The sequence below is a fragment of the Pseudomonas sp. KK18 genome, from assembly GCF_037094675.1.
In the GTDB taxonomy this organism is placed as follows: domain Bacteria; phylum Pseudomonadota; class Gammaproteobacteria; order Pseudomonadales; family Pseudomonadaceae; genus Aquipseudomonas.
Map to the genome: position 1 here is coordinate 551,458 of NZ_CP146605.1, position 20,483 is coordinate 571,940.

Annotated in this window: 13 protein-coding genes; 7 read left to right on the forward strand and 6 right to left on the reverse strand. The window is 61.1% G+C overall.

Annotated features, from left to right (window positions below; all coding sequences use genetic code 11):
* Window positions 1-24 precede the first annotated feature (24 nt).
* Both V6607_RS02445 and putP read left to right on the forward strand, forming a co-directional pair.
* Entirely contained in the window at window positions 25-315 is a 291-nt protein-coding gene (locus V6607_RS02445) for a hypothetical protein (RefSeq protein WP_158213528.1), read from the forward strand.
* A 138-nt stretch (window positions 316-453) separates the two neighbouring features.
* Complete coding sequence (gene putP, locus V6607_RS02450; protein WP_003209422.1) at window positions 454-1,938, forward strand: sodium/proline symporter PutP; 1,485 nt, start codon at window positions 454-456, stop codon at window positions 1,936-1,938.
* Window positions 1,939-2,207: 269 nt separating this feature from the next.
* Here putP and V6607_RS02455 read toward each other — a convergent pair whose 3' ends face one another.
* Entirely contained in the window at window positions 2,208-2,702 is a 495-nt protein-coding gene (locus V6607_RS02455) for a DUF2165 domain-containing protein (protein WP_008439179.1), read from the reverse strand.
* A 188-nt stretch (window positions 2,703-2,890) separates the two neighbouring features.
* Here V6607_RS02455 and V6607_RS02460 point away from each other — a divergent pair, with 188 nt between their 5' ends.
* Entirely contained in the window at window positions 2,891-4,924 is a 2,034-nt protein-coding gene (locus tag V6607_RS02460; protein ID WP_134325625.1) for a type VI secretion system tip protein VgrG, read from the forward strand.
* Entirely contained in the window at window positions 4,921-5,634 is a 714-nt protein-coding gene (locus tag V6607_RS02465; protein WP_134327622.1) for a DUF4123 domain-containing protein, read from the forward strand. The genes V6607_RS02460 and V6607_RS02465 overlap by 4 nt, the downstream gene beginning before the upstream one ends.
* On the opposite strand, the gene V6607_RS02470 is transcribed toward V6607_RS02465, so the two are convergent.
* Window positions 5,620-6,897, reverse strand: a complete 1,278-nt coding sequence (locus tag V6607_RS02470) for an O-acetylhomoserine aminocarboxypropyltransferase/cysteine synthase family protein (protein WP_102604288.1) — start codon at window positions 6,895-6,897, stop codon at window positions 5,620-5,622. The two genes, V6607_RS02465 and V6607_RS02470, sit on opposite strands and share 15 nt — an antisense overlap.
* A gap of 174 nt (window positions 6,898-7,071) precedes the next feature.
* On the opposite strand from V6607_RS02470, the gene rlmJ reads away from it, so the two are divergent.
* Window positions 7,072-7,908 (forward strand): 23S rRNA (adenine(2030)-N(6))-methyltransferase RlmJ, encoded by an 837-nt coding sequence (rlmJ, locus tag V6607_RS02475; RefSeq protein WP_134325626.1) that lies wholly within the window; start codon window positions 7,072-7,074, stop codon window positions 7,906-7,908.
* Between the two features lie 123 nt (window positions 7,909-8,031).
* Here the strand turns inward: rlmJ and msrA are convergent, their stop codons facing one another.
* The 4 genes from msrA to aceE form a co-directional block, all read right to left on the reverse strand.
* Complete coding sequence (msrA, locus tag V6607_RS02480) at window positions 8,032-8,679, reverse strand: peptide-methionine (S)-S-oxide reductase MsrA (RefSeq protein ID WP_003209436.1); 648 nt, start codon at window positions 8,677-8,679, stop codon at window positions 8,032-8,034.
* Window positions 8,680-8,753: 74 nt separating this feature from the next.
* Window positions 8,754-11,444 carry an EAL domain-containing protein gene (locus V6607_RS02485; protein ID WP_003209437.1) on the reverse strand — a complete coding sequence of 897 codons (2,691 nt, stop codon included), beginning with the start codon at window positions 11,442-11,444 and terminating at the stop codon, window positions 8,754-8,756.
* A 315-nt stretch (window positions 11,445-11,759) separates the two neighbouring features.
* Entirely contained in the window at window positions 11,760-13,412 is a 1,653-nt protein-coding gene (gene aceF / locus V6607_RS02490; protein WP_134325627.1) for a dihydrolipoyllysine-residue acetyltransferase, read from the reverse strand.
* A gap of 11 nt (window positions 13,413-13,423) precedes the next feature.
* On the reverse strand, window positions 13,424-16,069 hold the full coding sequence (gene aceE, locus V6607_RS02495) for a pyruvate dehydrogenase (acetyl-transferring), homodimeric type (protein ID WP_003209439.1): 2,646 nt from the start codon (window positions 16,067-16,069) through the stop codon (window positions 13,424-13,426).
* Window positions 16,070-16,452: 383 nt separating this feature from the next.
* On the opposite strand from aceE, the gene glnE reads away from it, so the two are divergent.
* Window positions 16,453-19,392 (forward strand): bifunctional [glutamate--ammonia ligase]-adenylyl-L-tyrosine phosphorylase/[glutamate--ammonia-ligase] adenylyltransferase, encoded by a 2,940-nt coding sequence (gene glnE / locus V6607_RS02500; RefSeq protein ID WP_134325628.1) that lies wholly within the window; start codon window positions 16,453-16,455, stop codon window positions 19,390-19,392.
* A gap of 55 nt (window positions 19,393-19,447) precedes the next feature.
* Window positions 19,448-20,482: a lipopolysaccharide heptosyltransferase II gene (gene waaF, locus V6607_RS02505; protein WP_008439161.1), complete on the forward strand. Its 1,035-nt coding sequence runs from the start codon at window positions 19,448-19,450 to the stop codon at window positions 20,480-20,482.
* Window position 20,483 lies beyond the last annotated feature (1 nt).

Genomic DNA, 20,483 nt, shown 5'->3' on the forward strand with positions numbered 1-20,483 from the left:
TATCCTCATGGGTGCCACTACTGCGTGGCATCAGCTGGCGGCAAGATTAGCTTTGCGCCGAGAGAGGTGCAACCGGGTGCAACCCTTTTTATCCATGAAATTTTTGATGCTGATCGGGAAAAATTATCGCCGCAGCCGAATCGGCTGCGCCTTGGTGCATTTGCTTCTGACTTTGGCTGCTCTTGCTCCGAAAAGGAGCAAAAACACGGTGTTTTTCGCAAAATACATCAAGGTGCAACTTATTCTCAAGAAACTGGTTGCACCTTATTTGCTTTGTTGAATAGCATTCGCGCCCAAGGTGCAACCTCTTACTGACGGTTCATCGGCTGATGGCTTTCCTGGGGAAACGTCAGTCATAAATGCGCGGCGCCAGGCTTCGTCTATCCACTAGCAAAGTGGATGGCCGTCCGGACAGACCGCCGCTACATAAAAACAAAGCCAGGGCGTAACTCAATGAGCGTAAGTAATCCTACCCTGATCACATTTGTGATCTATATCGCTGCCATGGTGCTGATCGGCTTTATGGCCTATCGCTCCACCAACAACCTTTCCGACTACATCCTCGGCGGTCGCAGCCTCGGCAGCGTGGTTACCGCGCTTTCGGCCGGTGCCTCGGACATGAGCGGCTGGTTGCTGATGGGCTTGCCCGGCGCGATCTACATGTCTGGCCTGTCGGAAAGCTGGATCGCCATCGGCCTGATCGTCGGTGCCTACCTGAACTGGCTGTTTGTAGCCGGCCGCCTGCGGGTGCAGACCGAGCACAACGGCGACGCCCTGACCCTGCCGGATTACTTCTCCAGCCGTTTCGAAGATAAAAGCGGCCTGCTGCGAATCATCTCTGCGGTGGTGATCCTGGTGTTCTTCACCATCTACTGCGCTTCCGGCATCGTGGCTGGCGCCCGTCTGTTTGAAAGCACCTTCGGCATGTCCTACGAGACCGCGCTGTGGGCCGGTGCTGCCGCGACCATTGCCTACACCTTCGTCGGTGGTTTCCTGGCCGTGAGCTGGACCGACACCGTGCAAGCCACGCTGATGATCTTCGCCTTGTTGCTGACCCCGATCATCGTGCTGCTGGCCACCGGTGGCGTCGACACCACCTTCCTGGCGATCGAAGCGCAGAACCCTGACAACTTCAACATGCTGAAAAACACCACCTTCATCGGTATCATTTCGCTGATGGGCTGGGGCCTGGGTTACTTCGGCCAGCCGCACATCCTCGCGCGTTTCATGGCGGCGGATTCGGTGAAATCGATTGCCAACGCACGTCGCATCTCCATGACCTGGATGATCCTTTGCCTGGGCGGCACCGTGGCGGTGGGCTTCTTCGGTATCGCCTACTTCTCGGCGCACCCGGAAGTCGCCGGTCCCGTGACCGAGAACCACGAGCGTGTGTTCATCGAGCTGGCCAAGCTGCTCTTCAACCCATGGATTGCCGGTGTGCTGCTGTCGGCCATCCTGGCGGCGGTAATGAGCACCCTGAGCTGCCAGTTGCTGGTGTGCTCCAGTGCCCTCACCGAAGACTTCTACAAAACCTTCCTGCGTAAAAACGCCTCCCAGGTCGAGCTGGTATGGGTCGGTCGCGCCATGGTGCTGTTGGTGGCGCTGATTGCCATCGCCATGGCCGCCAACCCGGAAAACCGCGTACTGGGCCTGGTGAGCTACGCCTGGGCTGGTTTCGGTGCTGCGTTCGGTCCCGTGGTACTGATCTCCGTACTGTGGAAAGGCATGACACGCAATGGCGCACTGGCCGGCATCCTGGTGGGCGCGATCACCGTGATCGTGTGGAAGCACTTCAGCCTGTTTGGCCTGTACGAAATCATCCCGGGCTTCATCTTCGCCAGCCTGGCGATCTACTTCGTGAGCAAGCTGGGCGCGCCGACGGCTGGCATGCTTCAGCGGTTTGACGCAGCCGAGGCGGATTACAACCTCAACAAGTAATCGGCGGGGGCTCGAATGCCCGCTGAAGTGAAAACGGCCCGCATCTTTTGGATGACGGGCCGTTTTTTTTGCCTTCCAGATCTCGCAGTGTTGTTTTCACGGGTTCAGATGATCACTGAAGTAAACGGCCAATGTAAGCGCTCGCCTGGTGGCTGTGAGCGTTGAATGTGAGGCGGTTTTTATACTTTGGGAAAAGGGCTACAAACTACCGTCAGCTATCTGACAGTAGTTTGCGAAAGGGCATCCACCGATTTTGAATTCGTGGTTTTTCAGTCGTGGTCAGTGTCCGGCTGGTTGAGAAAAATCAGCACACCCAGGATCGCCATATAGAACTTGAACGCCGCTTCCTGGCCGTTCCACTGATGGGATTGCCACATCAGGAACCACTCGCCGCCGATCACCATAAAGCCGAAGAACCACACCACAAAACCCAGGGTCAGCCCGACGATTGCGCTTTTCTTGGCGCGATTGAAGTCGATACCTGTGGCACGACGAGCCCGCCACAAGGCCAGTGCTCCACGCGCCAGCAGCACGGCCGTCAGGGCTTCACCGGCGATGATCAGCCAATATGCACCGTGCCACAGCCATGGGGTGGTGATGGCGCGATACATCGCGGCGTTGCCGGGGAAGGTGGTGTCCATGCTCAGCACATGTTTGACGAAGGCAAAGTTGGAGCCGTAGTCGGTGATGTTGCTGAAGGCCACGAGTGTGGCGAAGGCTGCCAGGGCAAGGGTCAGGACGATTTTTGCGTAGCGGGTGGCCATGTTTTTTCCATTGTCATGGGGCGATGGGGGACGAATACGCTAGCACGCTGGTGGTAGGGCTTCGATGCCTGATACATGAAGATTAAAGCGCCTGCGATGTAGGGATTTACTGATTTGCCTGCAGCGCACTCAGCTCGGCAAACAGCTGGTGCAGAATCGGCCACCCACTACTCGCAGAGAAACACCGGATGTTCGCTCCTGCCAATCAAAGTGCCTTTAGCCTGACCCTCGACGGTGTGCCAAGTGTTCTCAAGGTACGTGAGTTCACTGGCGATGAATTCATCAGCCTGCCCTATCGTTTTGACCTTGAACTGGTCAGCGAGCAACCCGACCTTGACCTGGAAAGCTTGATGCATCGCCAGGCGTTCCTGGGGTTTGATGCGCATGGCCATGGTATTCATGGCCAAGTTTATCGGGTGGCACAAGGCGACTCGGGCAAGCGCCTGACGCGTTATCAGATCACGCTGGTTCCGCGGTTGGCTTATCTTGAGCACAGCGCTCACCAGCGGATTTTCCAGAGCCGGACGGTGCCGCAGATCATTGCACTGGTGCTGGAAGGGCAGGGTATCCAGGCGGATGCCTTCTCGTTTCAACTGAGCGGGGTGTACCCCGAGCGTGAGTACTGCGTTCAGTTTGGCGAAACCGATCTGGCGTTCATCCAGCGCTTGTGCGCCGAGTCGGGCATTCACTACCACTTCCAGCATCACCCCGAGCGCCACCTTTTGGTGTTCGGCGATGACCAGAGCGTGTTCGCCCAGCCTGAGCAAGCCACTCAATACGCGGCGGGTTCGGGGATGGTTGCCGACACGCCGGTGATCAAGCGTTTTACCCTGCGGTTGAAGACCCGTACAACCGATGTGAATCTGCGGGACTACGACTTCAGAAAGCCACGCCTGAGCTTGGAAAGCACGGTGTCCGGCGGCCAGCGTCCCATGCTGGAGGAACAGTGTTATCCCGGGAATTTTACGGATCGCGCTCATGGTAAATACCTGGCGCAACGTAGGTTGGAGCGCCATCGCGGTGACTTTCGCCAGGCCAGTGGCCATAGCGACCAGCCGTCCCTGGTCAGCGGGCAGTTCCTGAGGATGGGAGGGCATCCTCGCCAGGAATGGAATGATTTGTGGCTGGTCACCCAGGTGACGCATGCAGGGCGCCAGCCTCAGGTGCTGGAGGAGTCGACCATCGACGCCTCAGGTGATGAATCGGCTCAGGGCTACAGCAATCACTTTGTCGTAACGCCATGGGAGGTGCCGTTTCGAACACCGCTGCTGGTATCGCGACCGCCGGTGTCTGGCTATCAAAACGCCGTGGTTACAGGGCCGGCAGGCAGCGAGATCCATTGTGACGAGTATGGCCGGGTCAAGGTGCAGATGGCCTGGGATCGCGCCGGGGAGCACGACGAACATTCCAGTTGCTGGCTGCGGGTGGCCAGTGGCTGGGCCCATGAGCACTACGGCTCGGTGTTGATCCCGCGGGTGGGCATGGAGGTGCTGGTGGGTTTCGTCGACGGCGACGCCGACACGCCGCTGGTGGTCGGTTGCCTGGCCAATGCCGCCACGCCGGTGCCGCTGGACCTGCCAGCCGACAAGACCCGCAGCATCTTCCGTAGCCAGACCAGCCCCGGCGGCGGTGGCTACAACGAGCTGCGCATCGAGGACCGCAAGGGTGCCGAGGAAATCTACCTGCGCGCCCAGCGCAACTGGACCCAGCATGTACTGCACGACCAGCACGTGCAGGTCGACAACCAGCGCGATGTGATCGTCAAAGGCCTTGATCGTCACGAGCTTCAGGGCGAAGAACAGCGCACCACCCACGGCAACCGCCTGACCGAACTCAAGCAGGACGATCACCTGATGGTCGCGGGCTCCCAGCAGGTACGTGCCGGGTTGACCATTCACATCGGTGCCGGGCAAAACGTCGTTATTGATGCGGGTGCCAGCGTGACCCTCCAGGCCGGTGGGCAGTGGATCAACGTTTCGGCGGGCGGGATTTTCAGCAGCACGCAAATCCAGCTTGGCGGCTCCCCGGCACCGGCGGGAGCGCCGCTGACGCCGGGGCTGCAGGAAAAGTTGCTGGCGGTAATACCTGCACCGTTGAGTGCCGTCCAGGTGTTAAGCCTGAAGCGCAGCGCACCCTTTTGCGAAGAGTGCGAGCGCTGCAGGAATGGCGTGTGCAATACGCCCCTGCATCGCAATACATCACTGCCCGCGGGTGCGCCATGATTTCTCCCGGGCAGTGGCTTGAGGCTGCGCCGTTGCAGGCGGGCGAGCAGTTGTTTGTGGTGATGGGCAATGCCAGCGACTGCAAGCCGCTCGATGCGTGGCGGCGTACCGACGGACGTGCACTTAGCCCCATCTGGGCGGGCAGCGAGTATGCAGCGTGGGAGGAGGTCATGCCCTACGTCGCGGTGGTCGCCGTCGACAGCGCTTTTTTGAAATGGGCCGCTGAATGTGAAGGTATCGACTGGGGTTGGCTGGCGGTGTCGTCCTGTTCCTTGCACACCGTCGTCGAGCATCTGCGCAGCCTGACCAAGGTACTGTTGCCGGAAGGGCCGGCGGTGTTCTTTCGCTTCTGGGACGGTGCTTATGTCCTGCCTGTGTTGCAGGCGCTGGGGCCACAGGCAAAGGAGTTGCTCCCGGTGTTCAGTCGCTACTGGATCAATGGTCGCCAGCATGAGGTAGCGGTTACGGCAGCGGGAGCGGCAAAGCCCGGCCCATGGTGGCAAGTGCCGCCGCATGTTCTCCAGCGCCTGGGTGAGCAATCGAGCGTTACGCAGGTGGACAACCTGTTGCAATGGCTGGAAGAACAGCGCCCGGACCTGTACAGCGCCTTTGTGCAGGCGACCTTGAAGCACAAGGTCGCCTGCTTCGTGCGCCGGCCGGATGTCAGCCATCAGGCGCTGGCCGCCTGGCTGGGCTCAGAGCTGGGTTGAGGCCAGCGACTGCTGCAGGTCCTCGATCAGGTCTTCAATGGCCTCGATGCCCACCGACAGGCGAATCATCTCCGGCTTCACCCCGGCCTTCGCCTGCTCCTGTTCATTCATCTGGCGATGGGTGGTGGACGCCGGGTGGCAGGCCAGGGACTTGGCATCGCCAATGTTCACCAGGCGCTTGAAGATCTGCAGCGAATCGTAGAAACGCACGCCCGCCTCATAACCACCCTTCAGGCCGAAGGACAGAATCGCCGACGGTTTGCCCTGCATGTATTTCTGCGCCAGGTGATGGTGGGGGTGATCCGGCAGGCCGGCGTAGCTGACCCACTCCACCAGTGCGTGGTCTTGCAGGAAGTGGGCAATCTTCAAGGCGTTTTCGGTGTGGCGCTCCATGCGCAGGGCCAGGGTTTCCAGGCCTTGCAGCAGCAGGAATGCATTCATCGGCGCCAGGGCCGCGCCGGTGTTGCGCAGCGGCACGGTACGGGCGCGGGCAATGAACGCCGCCGGGCCGAATTTTTCGGTGTAGACCACACCGTGATAGGCCGGCTCCGGCTGGTTGAGGCCGGGGAATTTCTCCGGGTACTGGGTCCAGGGAAAGGTGCCGCTGTCGACGATCACGCCACCCAGCGAGTTGCCGTGGCCGCCCACGTATTTGGTCACCGAATGCACGACGATGTCCGCGCCGAACTGGATCGGCTTGCACAGGATTGGCGTGGCCACGGTGTTGTCCACCATCAGCGGCACGCCACGGGCGTGGGCGACGTTGGCCAGGGCTTCGATATCGATGATATTGCCTGCCGGGTTGCCGATGCTCTCGCAGTACACCAGTTTGGTGTTGTCATCGATCAGCTCGGCGATGGCTTCGGCGGAGTCGTCACGGGCGAAGCGCACGTCAACGCCGAAGCTCGGCAGCAAGTGGGCGAACAGGGTGTAGGTGCCACCGTACAGCTGCGGGGTGGTGACGATGTTGTCACCGGCACGGGTCAGGGTCTGGATCGCGTAGTGGATCGCCGCGCTGCCGGCCGACACCGCCAGGGCCGCGATGCCGCCTTCCAGCGCCGCGATGCGTTGCTCCAGCACGTCGTTGGTGGGGTTCATGATGCGCGTGTAGATATTGCCGGGCACGTCGAGGTTGAACAGGTCGGCGCCGTGCTGGGCGTTATCGAATTCGAAAGCGACGTTCTGGTAGATCGGCACGGCGACGGCCTTGGTAGTCGGGTCCGACTTGAAGCCATGGTGCAAAGCGATGGTGGCGTCTTTCATGAGTTGTTATGACCTCCATGGATAATTGCTCGCCACAATAAATCCGCTTTCGCACCGCCAATTAGACTATTTTCGGCAGCGCCCCTGTGTTTGCGGCATAAGCGCCACCTGACGCGCAGCCCTGCACCTTTGCCTGCGTAAAAGGTAAACTTCGCCCCCTGCGCAGGAGCAACCATGAATTATCGTCACGCCTATCACGCCGGCAACCACGCCGATGTCTTCAAACACCTGACCTTGACCCGCCTCATCGCCCTGATGTCGCGCAAGGAGCAGCCGTTTGCCTATCTCGACACCCACGCCGGCATTGGTCTGTACGACCTGCAGGGCGACCAGGCGAACCGTACCGGTGAATACCTGGAAGGCATCGCCCGCCTGTGGGGCCAGGCCGACCTGCCGCCGCTGACCGCCGATTACATGCGTGTGCTGCACGAGATGAACCCGGATGGCGAATTGCGCTACTACCCGGGTTCGCCGGAGCTGGCGCGACGCCTGACTCGTCCTCAGGACCGCGTGCTGCTCAACGAAAAGCACCCGGAAGACGGCCTGCTGCTCAAGGACAACATGAAGGGTGATCGTCGGGTGAAAGTCCACCTTGGCGAAGGTTGGCACGTGCCGCGGGCATTGCTGCCGGTGCCGGAAAAGCGTGCGTTGATGTTGATAGACCCGCCGTTCGAGAAGCTCGACGAGATGCAGCGCTGCGCCGCGTCCCTCAAGGAAGCCGTGAACCGGATGCGCCAGACAGTGGCTGCGATCTGGTACCCGGTGAAGGACCAGCGCATGCTGCGCCGCTTCTACCAGGACCTGGCCGGTACCGGTGCGCCGAAGTTGCTGCGGGTGGAATTGCTGGTGCATCCGCTGGACACGCCCAACACCCTGACCGGTTCGGGTCTGGCGATTGCCAATCCGCCGTGGGGGCTGGAGGAGGAGTTGCGTGAGCTGCTGCCGTGGTTGTCCAAGCAGCTTGGGCAAACCCAGGGTGGCTGGCAGATGGATTGGCTTATCGCCGAGTAACTGATCGTTCCCACGCTCTGCGTGGGAACGCATCCTGTGACGCTCTGCGTCACGAATTTCAGAGCGGACGCGGAGCGCCCAGAGCGGCATTCCCACGCAGAGCGTGGGAACGATCTGGTGCAATCAGATCGGGCAGGTCACGCCGGTGCCGCCGATTCCGCAGTAACCCTGCGGATTCTTCGCCAGGTACTGCTGGTGGTACGCCTCGGCGAAATACACCGTCGGCGCTTCTTCGATTTCGGTGGTGATGGTGCCCAGGCCCGCCTTGGTCAATTCCGCCTGATAAGCCTCTGCGCTGGCCTTCGCCGCCTCCAGGTGCTCCGGCTTGACCGCGTAGATCACCGAACGATACTGGCTGCCGATGTCATTGCCCTGGCGCATGCCCTGGGTCGGGTTGTGCAGTTCCCAGAACATTTTCAGCAGCTCTTCGTAGCTGATCTTGTCCTGGTCAAACACCACCAACACCACTTCGCTGTGGCCGGTCAGGCCCGAGCAGACTTCTTCATACGTCGGGTTCGGCGTGTAGCCGCCGGCATAACCCACTACCGTGCTGACCACACCGTCACGCTGCCAGAAACGACGCTCTGCACCCCAGAAGCAACCCAGGCCGAAGATCGCAAACTCTACGTTGTCGACAAAGGGGCCCAGCAGGGGGTTGCCGTTGACGAAGTGCGTCTCGGGCAGCGACATCGGGGTTTCACGGCCAGGCAAAGCTTGTTCTTGAGTGGGAAGCACGTTTTTATTCACCAGGATTTCCGAGCGCAAGACCATGATCAGTCCTCTCAGTCAGATTGAGTTACAAGTAAGAGTTCAGACTGCCAGTGTGCCCGAGTGTTACCGCGCTGTCAGGCGATTGGCCCGCGAGGGTAGCGTTTAAGCATCGTCATCAGCTCGGCCCCCGGGATTGGCCGGTCGAACAGGTAGCCCTGGCCGACGTCGCAACGGTGGCGGCGCAGGAACGCCAGCTGCTCGGCAGTCTCGATGCCTTCGGCCACCACCTTGAGCTTGAGGTTGTGGGCCATGGCGATCACCGCCGAGGTGATTTCCATGTCGTCCTGGTTGTCCGGGATTTCATGGATGAAGCTGCGATCAATCTTGATGATGTCGATCGGGAATTTTTTCAGGTAGCTCAGCGACGAGTAACCGGTACCGAAGTCATCCATCGCCAGGGTCAAGCCGAAACTCTTCAGTTGGTCCAGTTGCAGGCGCGTGTCTTCGGTGGCTTCCAGCAGCAGGCCTTCGGTCAACTCCAGTTCCAGCAGGTTGGCCGGCAACTGTTCTTCCTTGAGGATCGTGGCAATCGAGGCCACCAGGTCCGGGTCGGAAAACTGCTTGGGCGACAGGTTGATCGCCACTTGCAGGTTGCCCATGCCGGCGGCTGTCAGCTGTCGGCTCATGCGGCAGGCCTGGCGGGCGATCCATTTGCCGATGGGGATGATCAGCCCAGTCTCTTCAGCCACGCTGATGAATTGATCGGGGCGGATCATGCCCTTTTCCGGATGGTTCCAGCGTAACAACGCTTCCATCCCCAGCAGACGACCGCTGCGCAGGCACAGCTTGGGCTGGTAGAACACGTCCAATTCGTTCTGGGTCAGGGCGCGGCGCAGGTTGTTTTCCACGAACAGTTTGTAGCTGGCTTCGGCATTCAGCGCTTCGGTAAATACCTGCACCTGGTGCTTGCCGTTGGCCTTGGCCTTGTGCAGCGCCAGGCCGGCGTTGCGCATCAGGGTCTGCGGGTCGCGGCCATGCAGCGGCGCGCAGGCGAGGCCCACGGAGCCGGTGACGCTGATCAGCTGGTTGTCGACGAACATCGGCTTGTCGAGGGTCGCCAGCAACTGGCTGGCGACCTGCTGGCCGGTTTCAAGGTCGGTATCGTCCAGCAGCACGGCAAATTCGTTACTGGCAAATCGCGCCAGGCTGCCACTGGCGGTCAGGCTGTTGCGCAGGCGCCGGGCCAGGCTGATCAGCAGCTTGTCGCCGGTCTGGTGGCCGAGGCTGTCGTTGATCCGCTTGAAGTTGTCGATGTCCACCAGCAGCAGGCTGATGGGGCTGTCGCTGTCCCGGGCAAAGCGTTCGTCCAGGTTGCGGATGAACGCCGGGCGGTTGCCCAGGTTGGTCAGGTTGTCGGTGTAGGCCAGCCGCTCGATGCGCTGCTGGGCCAGCTTGGTCTGGGTGATGTCTTCGTAGATGCCGATGTAATGGGTCAACTCACGGTTGTCGCCATAAACCTTGGAGATCGACAACTGGCCCCAGTAGGGTTCGAGGTTCTTGCGCCGGCTCTTGAACTCGCCTTGCCAACTGTTGCTCTTGGCCAGGCTTGAAGGCGCGTCGAACAGCAGCTCGCTGAGGTTCTCCAGTGCCGGCAGTTCCGACAGCTGGTGGCCGTGGACTTCTTCGGTGCTGTACTGGGTGATCGCGGTAAAGCTGGGGTTGACGTATTCCACCACGCCGTCGCAATTGACCAGCAGGAACGCATTGGCGCTTTGCTCCACGGCTCGCTGGAACAAGTGCAGGGCACTGGTGGCGGTGCGGCGGTTGTGGTTGTTGATCACCTGGGCGAACTGGTCGGCCAGCTCGCCGGCAAAGGCGATCTCGTCGGACTGCCAGACGCGGGTGCTGCCACTTTGCTCCAGGCACAACACGCCGACCACGTTGCCATCGACGCGGATGCTGGCGTCGAGCATGGCGTGGATGTCCCGCGGGCGCAGGCTCTCGGCCATTTCACGCGTGCGTGGGTCGCGCATGGCGTTGGTGGCGTCGATCGCACGGCTGGTTTGCAGGGCTTCCAGGTAATCCGGGAAGCCACTGGCATCGATAGACTCTGGCAGGTGGTGCTGCTGATCGGCGCGGTGATAAGCGGAAATCGGCACCAGATGCTGGTTTTCGAGGTTCCAGATGCTCGCGCAGTCGATCTGGTAGATATCGCAGGCACTGCGGGTGATCAGCTCGGCGGCTTCCTGCAGCGAGTTGTTGGTGCTGTAGCGCTGGCGGGCCAGCAGCAGGATCAATTCCTGCTGGGCGCGTACCCGCTCAAGGTGTTGCAGTTGTTCCTGTTGGGCGCGCTGGTTGAGTTCCAGGGCAATCTGCAAGCGGCTGTTCTGGCTCTCCAGGTCTGCCGCAGGGGCCGGTGGGAGATCACTGAACAGGCCGTCGACCACCATCAGGTAGCCGCGCAGCAGGTGACGATTGTGTTGTTTGTAGGCTTCACCCAGTTCCAGCAGGCTCAACGGGCCGTCGTTGGTGTGCAGGGTGTAGCGCACCAGGTAATGCGGGCTGATGGTCAGCTGTTCCTGGATCGCATCATGCAGCTGATAGCGCGCCTGGGGCTCCATCAGGCTGGCGTAGGGCGAGCCGATCAGGGCGCACAGTTCCATCGCGGGCAGGCCGAACTGGCGTTCGCAATTGGGGTCGAGGTACAGCAGGGCCCAGCTAGCCTCATTAAGCCGCTCGAAACGCAGCATACCGAGGCGCGAAGGCACCGGTAATTGCGTCACTACCTCGGCCGCCGTACGGGCGACATCGGGTTGGCTTTTCATGGGGAAACTCGCTTGGAAAAATGCGCATCGCGCCGGGCTCACGCCCTCTTTACTGTTGCCTGCGGCAAGGTTGCATCATGCAGCACAGGCTGACAAGAGAGGATGAAGGCTAAGTGCTATAAGTGGGTTATCGGCCAGCGAGCGGTTTTCTGCAACCGGGGTGATGGGCGGTGTACAACCTCGATTTCCGTGTCCAGGTTTTCCCTGGAAAGCAGGCAAAAAAAGCCCCGCCAATTGGCGGGGTTGAGGTACGAGCGTGGCGCTCGGAAATCGTTGAAGCCAGGTCTTCTGCATGGGCAGAAGACCTGTTGTGGCTTAAAGCAGGATGGTGCGGATGTCGTTCAGCAACTGGCTCAGGCGCTGGGTGAAGCGTGCGGCAGCCGCGCCGTTGATCACACGGTGATCGTAGGACAGCGACAGTGGCAGCATCAGCTTCGGCTGGAACGCTTTACCGTCCCACACAGGCTGGATAGTGGCCTTGGAAACACCCAGGATCGCCACTTCCGGCGCGTTGACGATTGGCGTGAAGCCAGTGCCGCCAATGTGCCCGAGGCTGGAGATGGTGAAGCACGCGCCCTGCATGTCGTCCGGGGTGAGCTTCTTGTCGCGGGCCTTGGCAGCCAGTGCAGCAGCCTCAGCGGCAAGCTGCAGCAGGCTCTTCTGGTCGACGTTCTTGATGACCGGTACCAGCAGGCCATCCGGAGTGTCGACGGCAAAGCCGATGTGCACGTACTTCTTGCGAATGATCGCCTTGCCGCTTGGCGCCAGCGAACTGTTGAAGTCCGGCAGCTCCTTGAGCAAATGTGCGCAAGCCTTGAGCAGCAGGGGCAGCACGGTCAGCTTCACGCCGGCCTTCTCGGCCACGGCTTTCTGCGCAACGCGGAATGCTTCCAGGTCGGTGATGTCGGCCTGGTCGAACTGGGTCACGTGCGGGATGTTCAGCCAGCTGGCGTGCAGGCCGGCCGCGCCGATTTGCATCAGGCGGGTCATCGGCACTTCTTCGATTTCGCCGAAGCGGCTGAAGTCGACGGTGCGGATCGGCGGAATGCCCGAGCCACCGGTAGCAGCGCCGGCAGCCGGAGCTTCCTTGGCCTTCTGCATCATGGATTTGACGTAAACCTGCACGTCTTCCTTGAGCACGCGACCGTGAGGACCGCTGGCGGCTACCGCGCTCAACTCGACGCCGAATTCACGGGCCAGTTGGCGCACGGCAGGGCCGGCATGAACCTTGGCACCGCTTGGCGCAGGTGCAGCCGCCGGAGCCGGTGCGGCCTCGGCTTTTGCAGCAGGCGCAGGTGCAGGCGCGGCGGCAGCCGGTGCGGCTTCAGCCTTGGCGGCCGGAGCAGCGGCGGCCGGAGCGGCAGCAGCAGGAGCCGAAGCGCCCGCTACTTTCAGCTTGAGGATGAAGTCACCAGTGCCGACTTCGTCTTCCAGCTTCACGGCAATGCTTTCCACCACGCCGGCTGCCGGCGAAGGGATTTCCATGGAGGCCTTGTCGGACTCCAGGGTGATCAGCGATTGATCAGCTTCGACGGTGTCGCCGACTTTAACCAGCAGTTCGATGATCTTGGCCTTGCCCGACGAACCGATGTCCGGAACATGAATGTCCTGAACTGTTTCGGCGGCAGGTGCAGCCGCCGGAGCCGCAGGGGCCTCGGCAGCAGCGGCAGGCTTCTCGGCGGCAGGAGCCGGGGCAGCAGCAGGAGCGGCCGCCGCAGGGGCCGCATCAGCGGCACCTTCGATTTCCAGCTCAAGCAGTTCGTCGCCTTCTTTCAGGCGGTCGCCCAGCTTCACTTTCAGGCTTTTGACCACGCCGGCCTTGGGAGCAGGGATTTCCATGCTCGCCTTGTCCGATTCCAGGGTCAGGATGCTCTGGTCGGCTTCGACGGTGTCGCCGACCTTCACAAACAGTTCAATTACTTCACCTTCACCGCTGCCGATGTCAGGTACGCGAATGAGTTCGCTCACAGAAAGTCTCCTCAGCAGTCCAGTGGGTTGCGTTTTTCCGGGTTGATCCCGAACTTGACGATAGCGTCTGCTACCACCTTGGGTTCGATTTCACCACGGTCAGCCAAGGCTTCCAGGGCTGCCAACACCACGAAGTGACGGTCGACTTCGAAGAAGTGACGCAGCTTCTTGCGGCTGTCACTACGGCCGAAACCGTCGGTGCCCAGGACTTTGAATTCCTTGGACGGTACCCACTGACGAATTTGTTCAGCAAACAGCTTCATGTAGTCGGTAGAGGCGATAACCGGACCCTTACGGCCAGCCAGGCACTCTTCGACGTAGGTGCGCGCAGGCTTCTGGCCCGGGTGCAGGCGGTTGCTGCGCTCTACGGCCAGGCCGTCGCGACGCAGTTCGTTGAAGCTGGTAACGCTCCATACGTCAGCACCGACGTTGAACTCTTCACGCAGGATTTTTGCAGCTTCACGCACTTCGCGCAGGATGGTGCCGGAGCCCATCAGTTGCACGTGGTGAGCGGCTTCCTTGGTGTCTTCTTCGAGCAGGTACATGCCCTTGATGATGCCTTCCTCGACACCGGCCGGCATGGCTGGCTGCTGGTAGGACTCGTTCATCACGGTGATGTAGTAGAAAACGTCCTGCTGCTCTTCGGTCATCTTCTTCATGCCGTCCTGGATGATCACCGCCAGCTCATAGCCGTAGGTTGGATCAAAGGTGCGGCAGTTCGGGATGGTGCCCGCCAGGATGTGGCTGTGACCGTCTTCGTGTTGCAGGCCTTCGCCGTTCAGCGTGGTCCGCCCGGCAGTACCGCCGATCAGGAAGCCACGGGTACGGCTGTCGCCTGCTGCCCAAGCCAGGTCGCCAATACGCTGGAAACCGAACATCGAGTAGAAGATGTAGAACGGCAGCATCGGCTGGTTGTGGCTGGAGTACGAAGTACCGGCAGCGATGAAGGAGCTCATGGCGCCCGCTTCGTTGATGCCTTCTTCGAGGATCTGGCCCTTCTTGTCTTCCTTGTAGAACATCACCTGGTCTTTATCGACTGGCTCGTAGAGCTGGCCGACGGAGGAGTAGATGCCCAACTGACGGAACATGCCTTCCATACCGAAGGTACGGGCTTCGTCCGGGATGATCGGCACGATACGCGAGCCGATTTCCTTGTCCTTGACCAGCTGCGCGAGGATCCGCACGAAGGCCATGGTGGTGGAGATTTCACGGTCGCCCGAGCCGTCCAGGATTGCCTTGAGGGTATCCAGTGGCGGAGTCGGGATGTTGAAGCTCTTGGCGCGGCGCTGAGGCACGAAACCGCCCAGTGCAGTGCGACGCTCGCTGAGGTAGCGGGCTTCGGCGCTGTTTGGCTCCGGCTTGAAGAACGGCAGGTTCTCCAGCTCTTCGTCCTTGACCGGGATGTCGAAGCGGTCGCGGAACAACTTCAGGCTGTCGACATCGACTTTCTTGGTGTTGTGCGCAGTGTTCTTCGCTTCGCCGGCACCGGTGCCATAACCCTTGATGGTCTTGGCCAGGATGACGGTCGGTTGTTCTTTGTGGTTGACCGCTTCGTGGTACGCCGCGTAGACCTTGTACGGGTCGTGGCCGCCACGGTTGAGTTTCCAGATCTCGTCGTCGGACAGGTCTGCAACCATTGCCTTGAGTTCAGGCGTGTTGAAGAAGTGTTCACGTACGAACGCGCCGTCTTTGGCTTTGTAGTTCTGGTACTCGCCGTCGATGACTTCGTCCATGCGGCGTTGCAGGATGCCGTCGACGTCCTTGGCCAGCAGTGGGTCCCAGAAACGGCCCCAGATGACTTTGGTCACGTTCCACTGAGCACCACGGAACACGCCTTCGAGTTCCTGGATGATCTTGCCGTTGCCGCGAACCGGGCCGTCGAGGCGCTGCAGGTTGCAGTTGATGACGAAGATCAGGTTGTCCAGCTTCTCGCGACCGGCCAGGGAGATGGCGCCCAGGGATTCCGGCTCGTCACACTCGCCGTCGCCCAGGAAGCACCAGACTTTCTGCTTGCCTTCAGGGATGAAGCCACGGGCTTCCAGGTACTTCATGAAGCGTGCCTGGTAGATCGCCTGGATCGGGCCCAGGCCCATGGATACCGTCGGGAACTGCCAGAAATCAGGCATCAGCCAAGGGTGCGGATAGGACGAGAGGCCCTGGCCGTCGACTTCCTGGCGGAAGTTGTTCATTTGTTCTTCGGTGATGCGGCCTTCCATGAACGCACGGGCGTAGACGCCTGGCGAGGTGTGGCCCTGGAAGTAGATCAGGTCGCCACCATGTTCTTCGGTCGGGGCCTGGAAGAAGTAGTTGAAGCCGATGTCATACAGGGTTGCGCTGGAAGCGAAGCTGGAGATGTGACCGCCCAGGTCAGAATCTTTCAAGTTCGTGCGCATTACCATCGCCATGGCGTTCCAGCGTACCAGCGAGCGAATGCGGCGTTCCATGAACAGGTCGCCAGGCATGCGTGCTTCGTGGGTTACCGGGATGGTGTTGCGATACGGCGTGGTGATGGCGTAGGGCAGTTGCGAGCCGCTGCGGGTCGCGAGTTCGCCCATACGGGTCATCAGGTAGTGAGCACGGTCTTCGCCTTCTTTGTCGAGAACCGATTCCAGGGCGTCCAGCCATTCCTGGGTTTCGACGGGATCGAGGTCTTGCATGGCTTGCTCCAGGGCGGAAAGGCTACCAGAATCGGTTGCCTGAAGTTTGCGACTGGCCTTGTGGGCAGACGACATAAATTCTTGGATGGCCGAAGGTTGCTTCGGCGTCCTGTAGTTTTACTACAAATCGTCGGCCATTTCAGCCTTTCGAATGTATATACGAGTAGTAAAACTACACAAGACTGAGCGGATTGCTCGGTCTAGCTGGCGAGCATAATCGTTATTGTTGATCTTTTGCGAACAAGAAAGGGTAGAGATTTGATGTTGACTGCCAAAAAAGAAAAATTTTCAGCTATTTCTAACCTTTGTTCGACAGTCCTTCACCGAGCGTGGTTCTTGCGTTCACAGCTACAAGCCCTTTACGCGCCGATCAAGGATAGACCATGAGCCTTCCAATGCAGGCCGAACTCCCGGCCATCCTGCTTCCATTTGCCAAGCGGGCCGAGCAGTCATTTCGTGACGCCGTGGCCGGATTGGACGGCGATAATGGCCTTTCTGAGTGGACGCCGCAACGTTGGGCTGACTTCGCCCGTGTGTGCGCCGCCAGTGATTTCGTCATTGAACAGAGTGTTCGTGACCCTTTGATGTTGCTCGAGCTGGTGGCCTGGGGCGAACTGGACCGCAGCTTTGCCCCCGGCGAGCTGTGCGGACAGATTGCGACGGCCGTGCAACAAGCCGAGACAGAAGACGAACTGGGCCGGGTTCTGCGCCGCCAGCGCACCCGCCAGCAGGTGCGGATCATCTGGCGCGACCTGACCCGACAGGCGGACCTGGTGCAAACCTGCCGTGATCTATCGGACATGGCCGACGCCAGCATCGACCAGGCCTATCAGTGGTTGTACCAGCGCCACTGCGTGTTGTTCGGCACACCCACGGGCCGTCGCAGCGGCGAACCGCAGCACATGGTCATCCTCGGCATGGGCAAGCTCGGCGCAGTGGAGCTGAACCTGTCGTCCGACATCGACCTGATCTTCGCCTACCCCGAAGGCGGCGACACGGTTGGCGTGAAGCGCTCGCTGGACAACCAGGAGTTCTTCATCCGCCTTGGTCAAAAACTGATCAAGGCCCTGGACCCGATGACCGTCGACGGCTTTGTGTTCCGGGTCGACATGCGCCTGCGACCTTACGGCTCGGCCGGGGCGCTGGTGCTCAGTTTCAACGCGCTGGAGCAGTACTACCAGGACCAGGGCCGCGACTGGGAACGCTACGCCATGATCAAGGCGCGGGTGGTGGCCGGTGACCAGGTGGCCGGTGCGCAACTGCTCGACATGCTGCGACCGTTTGTCTACCGGCGTTACCTGGACTTTTCCGCCATCGAAGCGCTGCGCACCATGAAGCAGCTGATCCAGCAGGAAGTGCGGCGCAAGGGCATGGCCGAGAACATCAAGCTGGGCTCGGGCGGCATCCGTGAAGTCGAATTTATCGCCCAGGCGTTCCAGCTGATCCACGGTGGCCGTGACCTGAGCCTGCAGCAGCGCCCACTGTTAAAAGTGCTGGGTACCCTGGAAGGCCAGGGTTACCTGCCGCCGGCGGTGGTCGCCGAGCTGCGCGATGGCTATGAATTCCTGCGCTACACCGAGCACGCGATCCAGGCGATCGCCGATCGCCAGACGCAGATGCTCCCGGATGGCACCGAAGACCAGGCGCGGATTGCCTTCATGCTGGGCTTTCCGGACTGGACCGCGTTTCATGAGCGCCTGATGTACTGGCGTGGCCGGGTGGACTGGCATTTCCGCCAGGTGATTGCCGATCCGGATGAAGAAGAGGGCGAAGAGAGCGAGTTGATGGTGGGCGGTGAGTGGTTGCCGTTGTGGGAAGAGTCCCAGGACGAGGAAGCCGCCTGCCGTCAGTTGCAGGAAGGCGGTTTTACCGACGCGCCCAAAGCCTTGAAAACCCTGGCCGGCCTGCGCAGCAGTCCGCAATTGCGTGCCATGCAGCGCCTGGGTCGCGAGCGTCTGGATGCATTTATCCCGCGCTTGCTGGCCCAGGCCGTCGAACATGCCAACCCGGACCTGGTACTGGAGCGCGTCCTGCCCTTGGTCGAAGCCGTCGCCCGACGTTCCGCTTATCTGGTGTTGCTGACGGAAAACCCCGACGCCCTGCGTCGCCTTCTGACCCTGTGCGCCGCCAGCCCTTGGATTGCCGAGCAGATCACCCGCTTCCCACTGCTGCTGGACGAACTGCTCAACGAAGGCCGCCTGTTCAAGCCGCCGCTGGCGCCGGAACTGGCCGCCGAATTGCGCGAGCGCCTGACGCGCATCCCCGAAGATGACCTTGAGCAGCAGATGGAGGCCCTACGGCACTTCAAGCTGGCCCACCGCCTGCGGGTCGCCGCCTCGGAAATCGCCGGCAGCCTGCCACTGATGAAAGTCAGCGACTACCTGACCTGGCTCGCCGAAGCCATCCTTGAACAAGTGCTGGCCCTGGCCTGGCGCCAGACCGTCGCCCGTCACGGTTCGCCGCAACGGGTGGACGGCACCTTGTGCGATCCTGGCTTCATCATTGTCGGTTATGGGAAAGTCGGCGGCATTGAATTGGGGCATGGTTCGGACCTGGACCTGGTGTTTATCCATGACGGTGATCCCCAAGCCGAAACCGACGGCGCCAAGCCGATTGACGGCGCGCAGTTCTTTACCCGGCTGGGCCAGCGGATCATTCACCTGCTGACCACCCAGACCAACTCCGGGCAGTTGTATGAGGTGGACATGCGCCTGCGGCCTTCGGGCGCATCCGGTTTGCTGGTGAGTTCCCTGGGCGCATTTGCGCGTTATCAGGAAAACGAAGCCTGGACCTGGGAGCACCAGGCGCTGGTGCGTGCGCGAGTGCTGGTAGGCAGTCAGGATGTGGGCCGTGCTTTCGAGCAGGTACGGGCGCAAGTGCTGGGCCGCGCGCAGGACCTGGACAAGCTGCGCCAGGAGGTCAGCGAGATGCGCGCCAAGATGCGCGACAACCTCGGCACCAAGTCCACGGCGGCGGGAACGGCGGCGAATGCCTTCGAACCCACGGCGTCGTTCGACCTCAAGCAGGACGCCGGAGGTATCGTCGATATTGAATTTATGGTGCAATACGCGGCTCTGGCGTGGTCTGCGCAACATCCATCGTTGCTGCGCTACACCGACAATATCCGCATTCTGGAAGGCCTGGAGCAGGTCGGGCTGATGCCCGCCGCCGATGCCCATTTGCTGCGCGAGGTGTATAAAGCCTACCGTTCCGCCGCTCACCGCCAGGCCCTGCAGAACGAGGCCGGTACGGTGGCCGGGGACCAGTTCGCTGACGAACGGCGCCAGGTGCAGCGAATCTGGCATGAACTGGGGTTAAGCTGAAACACTATATAAGGCGGGGAGGCATGAGCCTCCCCGTATCGTTTGTGGAAACTACATGAATATTCTGATCGTTGGGCCCAGTTGGGTCGGTGACATGGTGATGGCGCAGACACTGTTCCAGTGCCTCAAGCAACGTCATCCCGACTGCCAAATCGACGTGCTCGCCCCCGAGTGGAGCCGGCCGATCCTTGAGCGCATGCCCGAGGTGCGTCAGGCCTTGAGCTTCCCGCTCGGCCACGGCGCGCTGGAGCTGGCGACCCGTCGACGCATCGGCAAGTCCCTGGCCGGCCAGTACGATCAGGCGATCCTGTTGCCCAACTCGATGAAGTCGGCACTGGTGCCGTTCTTCGCCGGTATTGCCAAACGCACCGGCTGGCGTGGCGAGTTTCGCTATGGCCTGCTCAACGATGTGCGCAAGCTCGACAAGGCCCGTTACCCGCTGATGATCGAGCGCTTCATGGCCCTGGCCTACGCGTCGGGAGCCGAGTTGCCGACGCCTTATCCGCGCCCGAGCCTGCAAATCGACCCGGTCACCCGAGACGCCGCCCTGGCCAAGTTCGGCCTGGAGCTGGACCGTCCGGTGCTGGCGCTGTGCCCTGGCGCCGAGTTTGGCGAGTCCAAGCGCTGGCCTTCGGAGCATTACGCCAAGGTTGCGGAGATGAAGATTCGCGAGGGCTGGCAGGTCTGGTTGTTCGGCTCGAAAAACGATCATTCGGTGGGCGAGGATATTCGCCAGCGCTTGATCCCGGGGCTGCGCGAAGAGGCGGTCAACTTGAGCGGCGACACGTCCCTGGCCGAGGCCATCGACCTGCTGTCCTGTGCCGACTCGGTGGTGTCCAACGACTCCGGCCTGATGCACGTGGCCGCGGCGCTGAACCGCCCGCTGGTGGCAGTGTATGGCTCGACGTCTCCCGGCTTTACCCCACCGCTGGCCGACAAGGTCGAAGTGGTGCGCCTGGGCCTGGATTGCAGCCCGTGTTTTGATCGCACCTGCCGCTTCGGCCACTACAACTGCCTGCGCCAGTTGCTGCCGCAACTTGTCAGCGACGCGTTGCAGCGGTTGCAGGGCACTGTGGTCGAGGTTCGTTAAG

Coding starts and splice junctions, on each gene's coding strand:
- V6607_RS02460 (WP_134325625.1), top strand. CDS start 2,891: ATGTTCGCTCCTGCCAATCAAAGTGCCTTTAGCCTGACCCTCGACGGT.
- putP (WP_003209422.1), top strand. CDS start 454: ATGAGCGTAAGTAATCCTACCCTGATCACATTTGTGATCTATATCGCT.
- V6607_RS02485 (WP_003209437.1), bottom strand. CDS start 11,444: ATGAAAAGCCAACCCGATGTCGCCCGTACGGCGGCCGAGGTAGTGACG.
- V6607_RS02465 (WP_134327622.1), top strand. CDS start 4,921: ATGATTTCTCCCGGGCAGTGGCTTGAGGCTGCGCCGTTGCAGGCGGGC.
- V6607_RS02470 (WP_102604288.1), bottom strand. CDS start 6,897: ATGAAAGACGCCACCATCGCTTTGCACCATGGCTTCAAGTCGGACCCG.
- waaF (WP_008439161.1), top strand. CDS start 19,448: ATGAATATTCTGATCGTTGGGCCCAGTTGGGTCGGTGACATGGTGATG.
- rlmJ (WP_134325626.1), top strand. CDS start 7,072: ATGAATTATCGTCACGCCTATCACGCCGGCAACCACGCCGATGTCTTC.
- V6607_RS02455 (WP_008439179.1), bottom strand. CDS start 2,702: ATGGCCACCCGCTACGCAAAAATCGTCCTGACCCTTGCCCTGGCAGCC.
- msrA (WP_003209436.1), bottom strand. CDS start 8,679: ATGGTCTTGCGCTCGGAAATCCTGGTGAATAAAAACGTGCTTCCCACT.
- glnE (WP_134325628.1), top strand. CDS start 16,453: ATGAGCCTTCCAATGCAGGCCGAACTCCCGGCCATCCTGCTTCCATTT.
- aceE (WP_003209439.1), bottom strand. CDS start 16,069: ATGCAAGACCTCGATCCCGTCGAAACCCAGGAATGGCTGGACGCCCTG.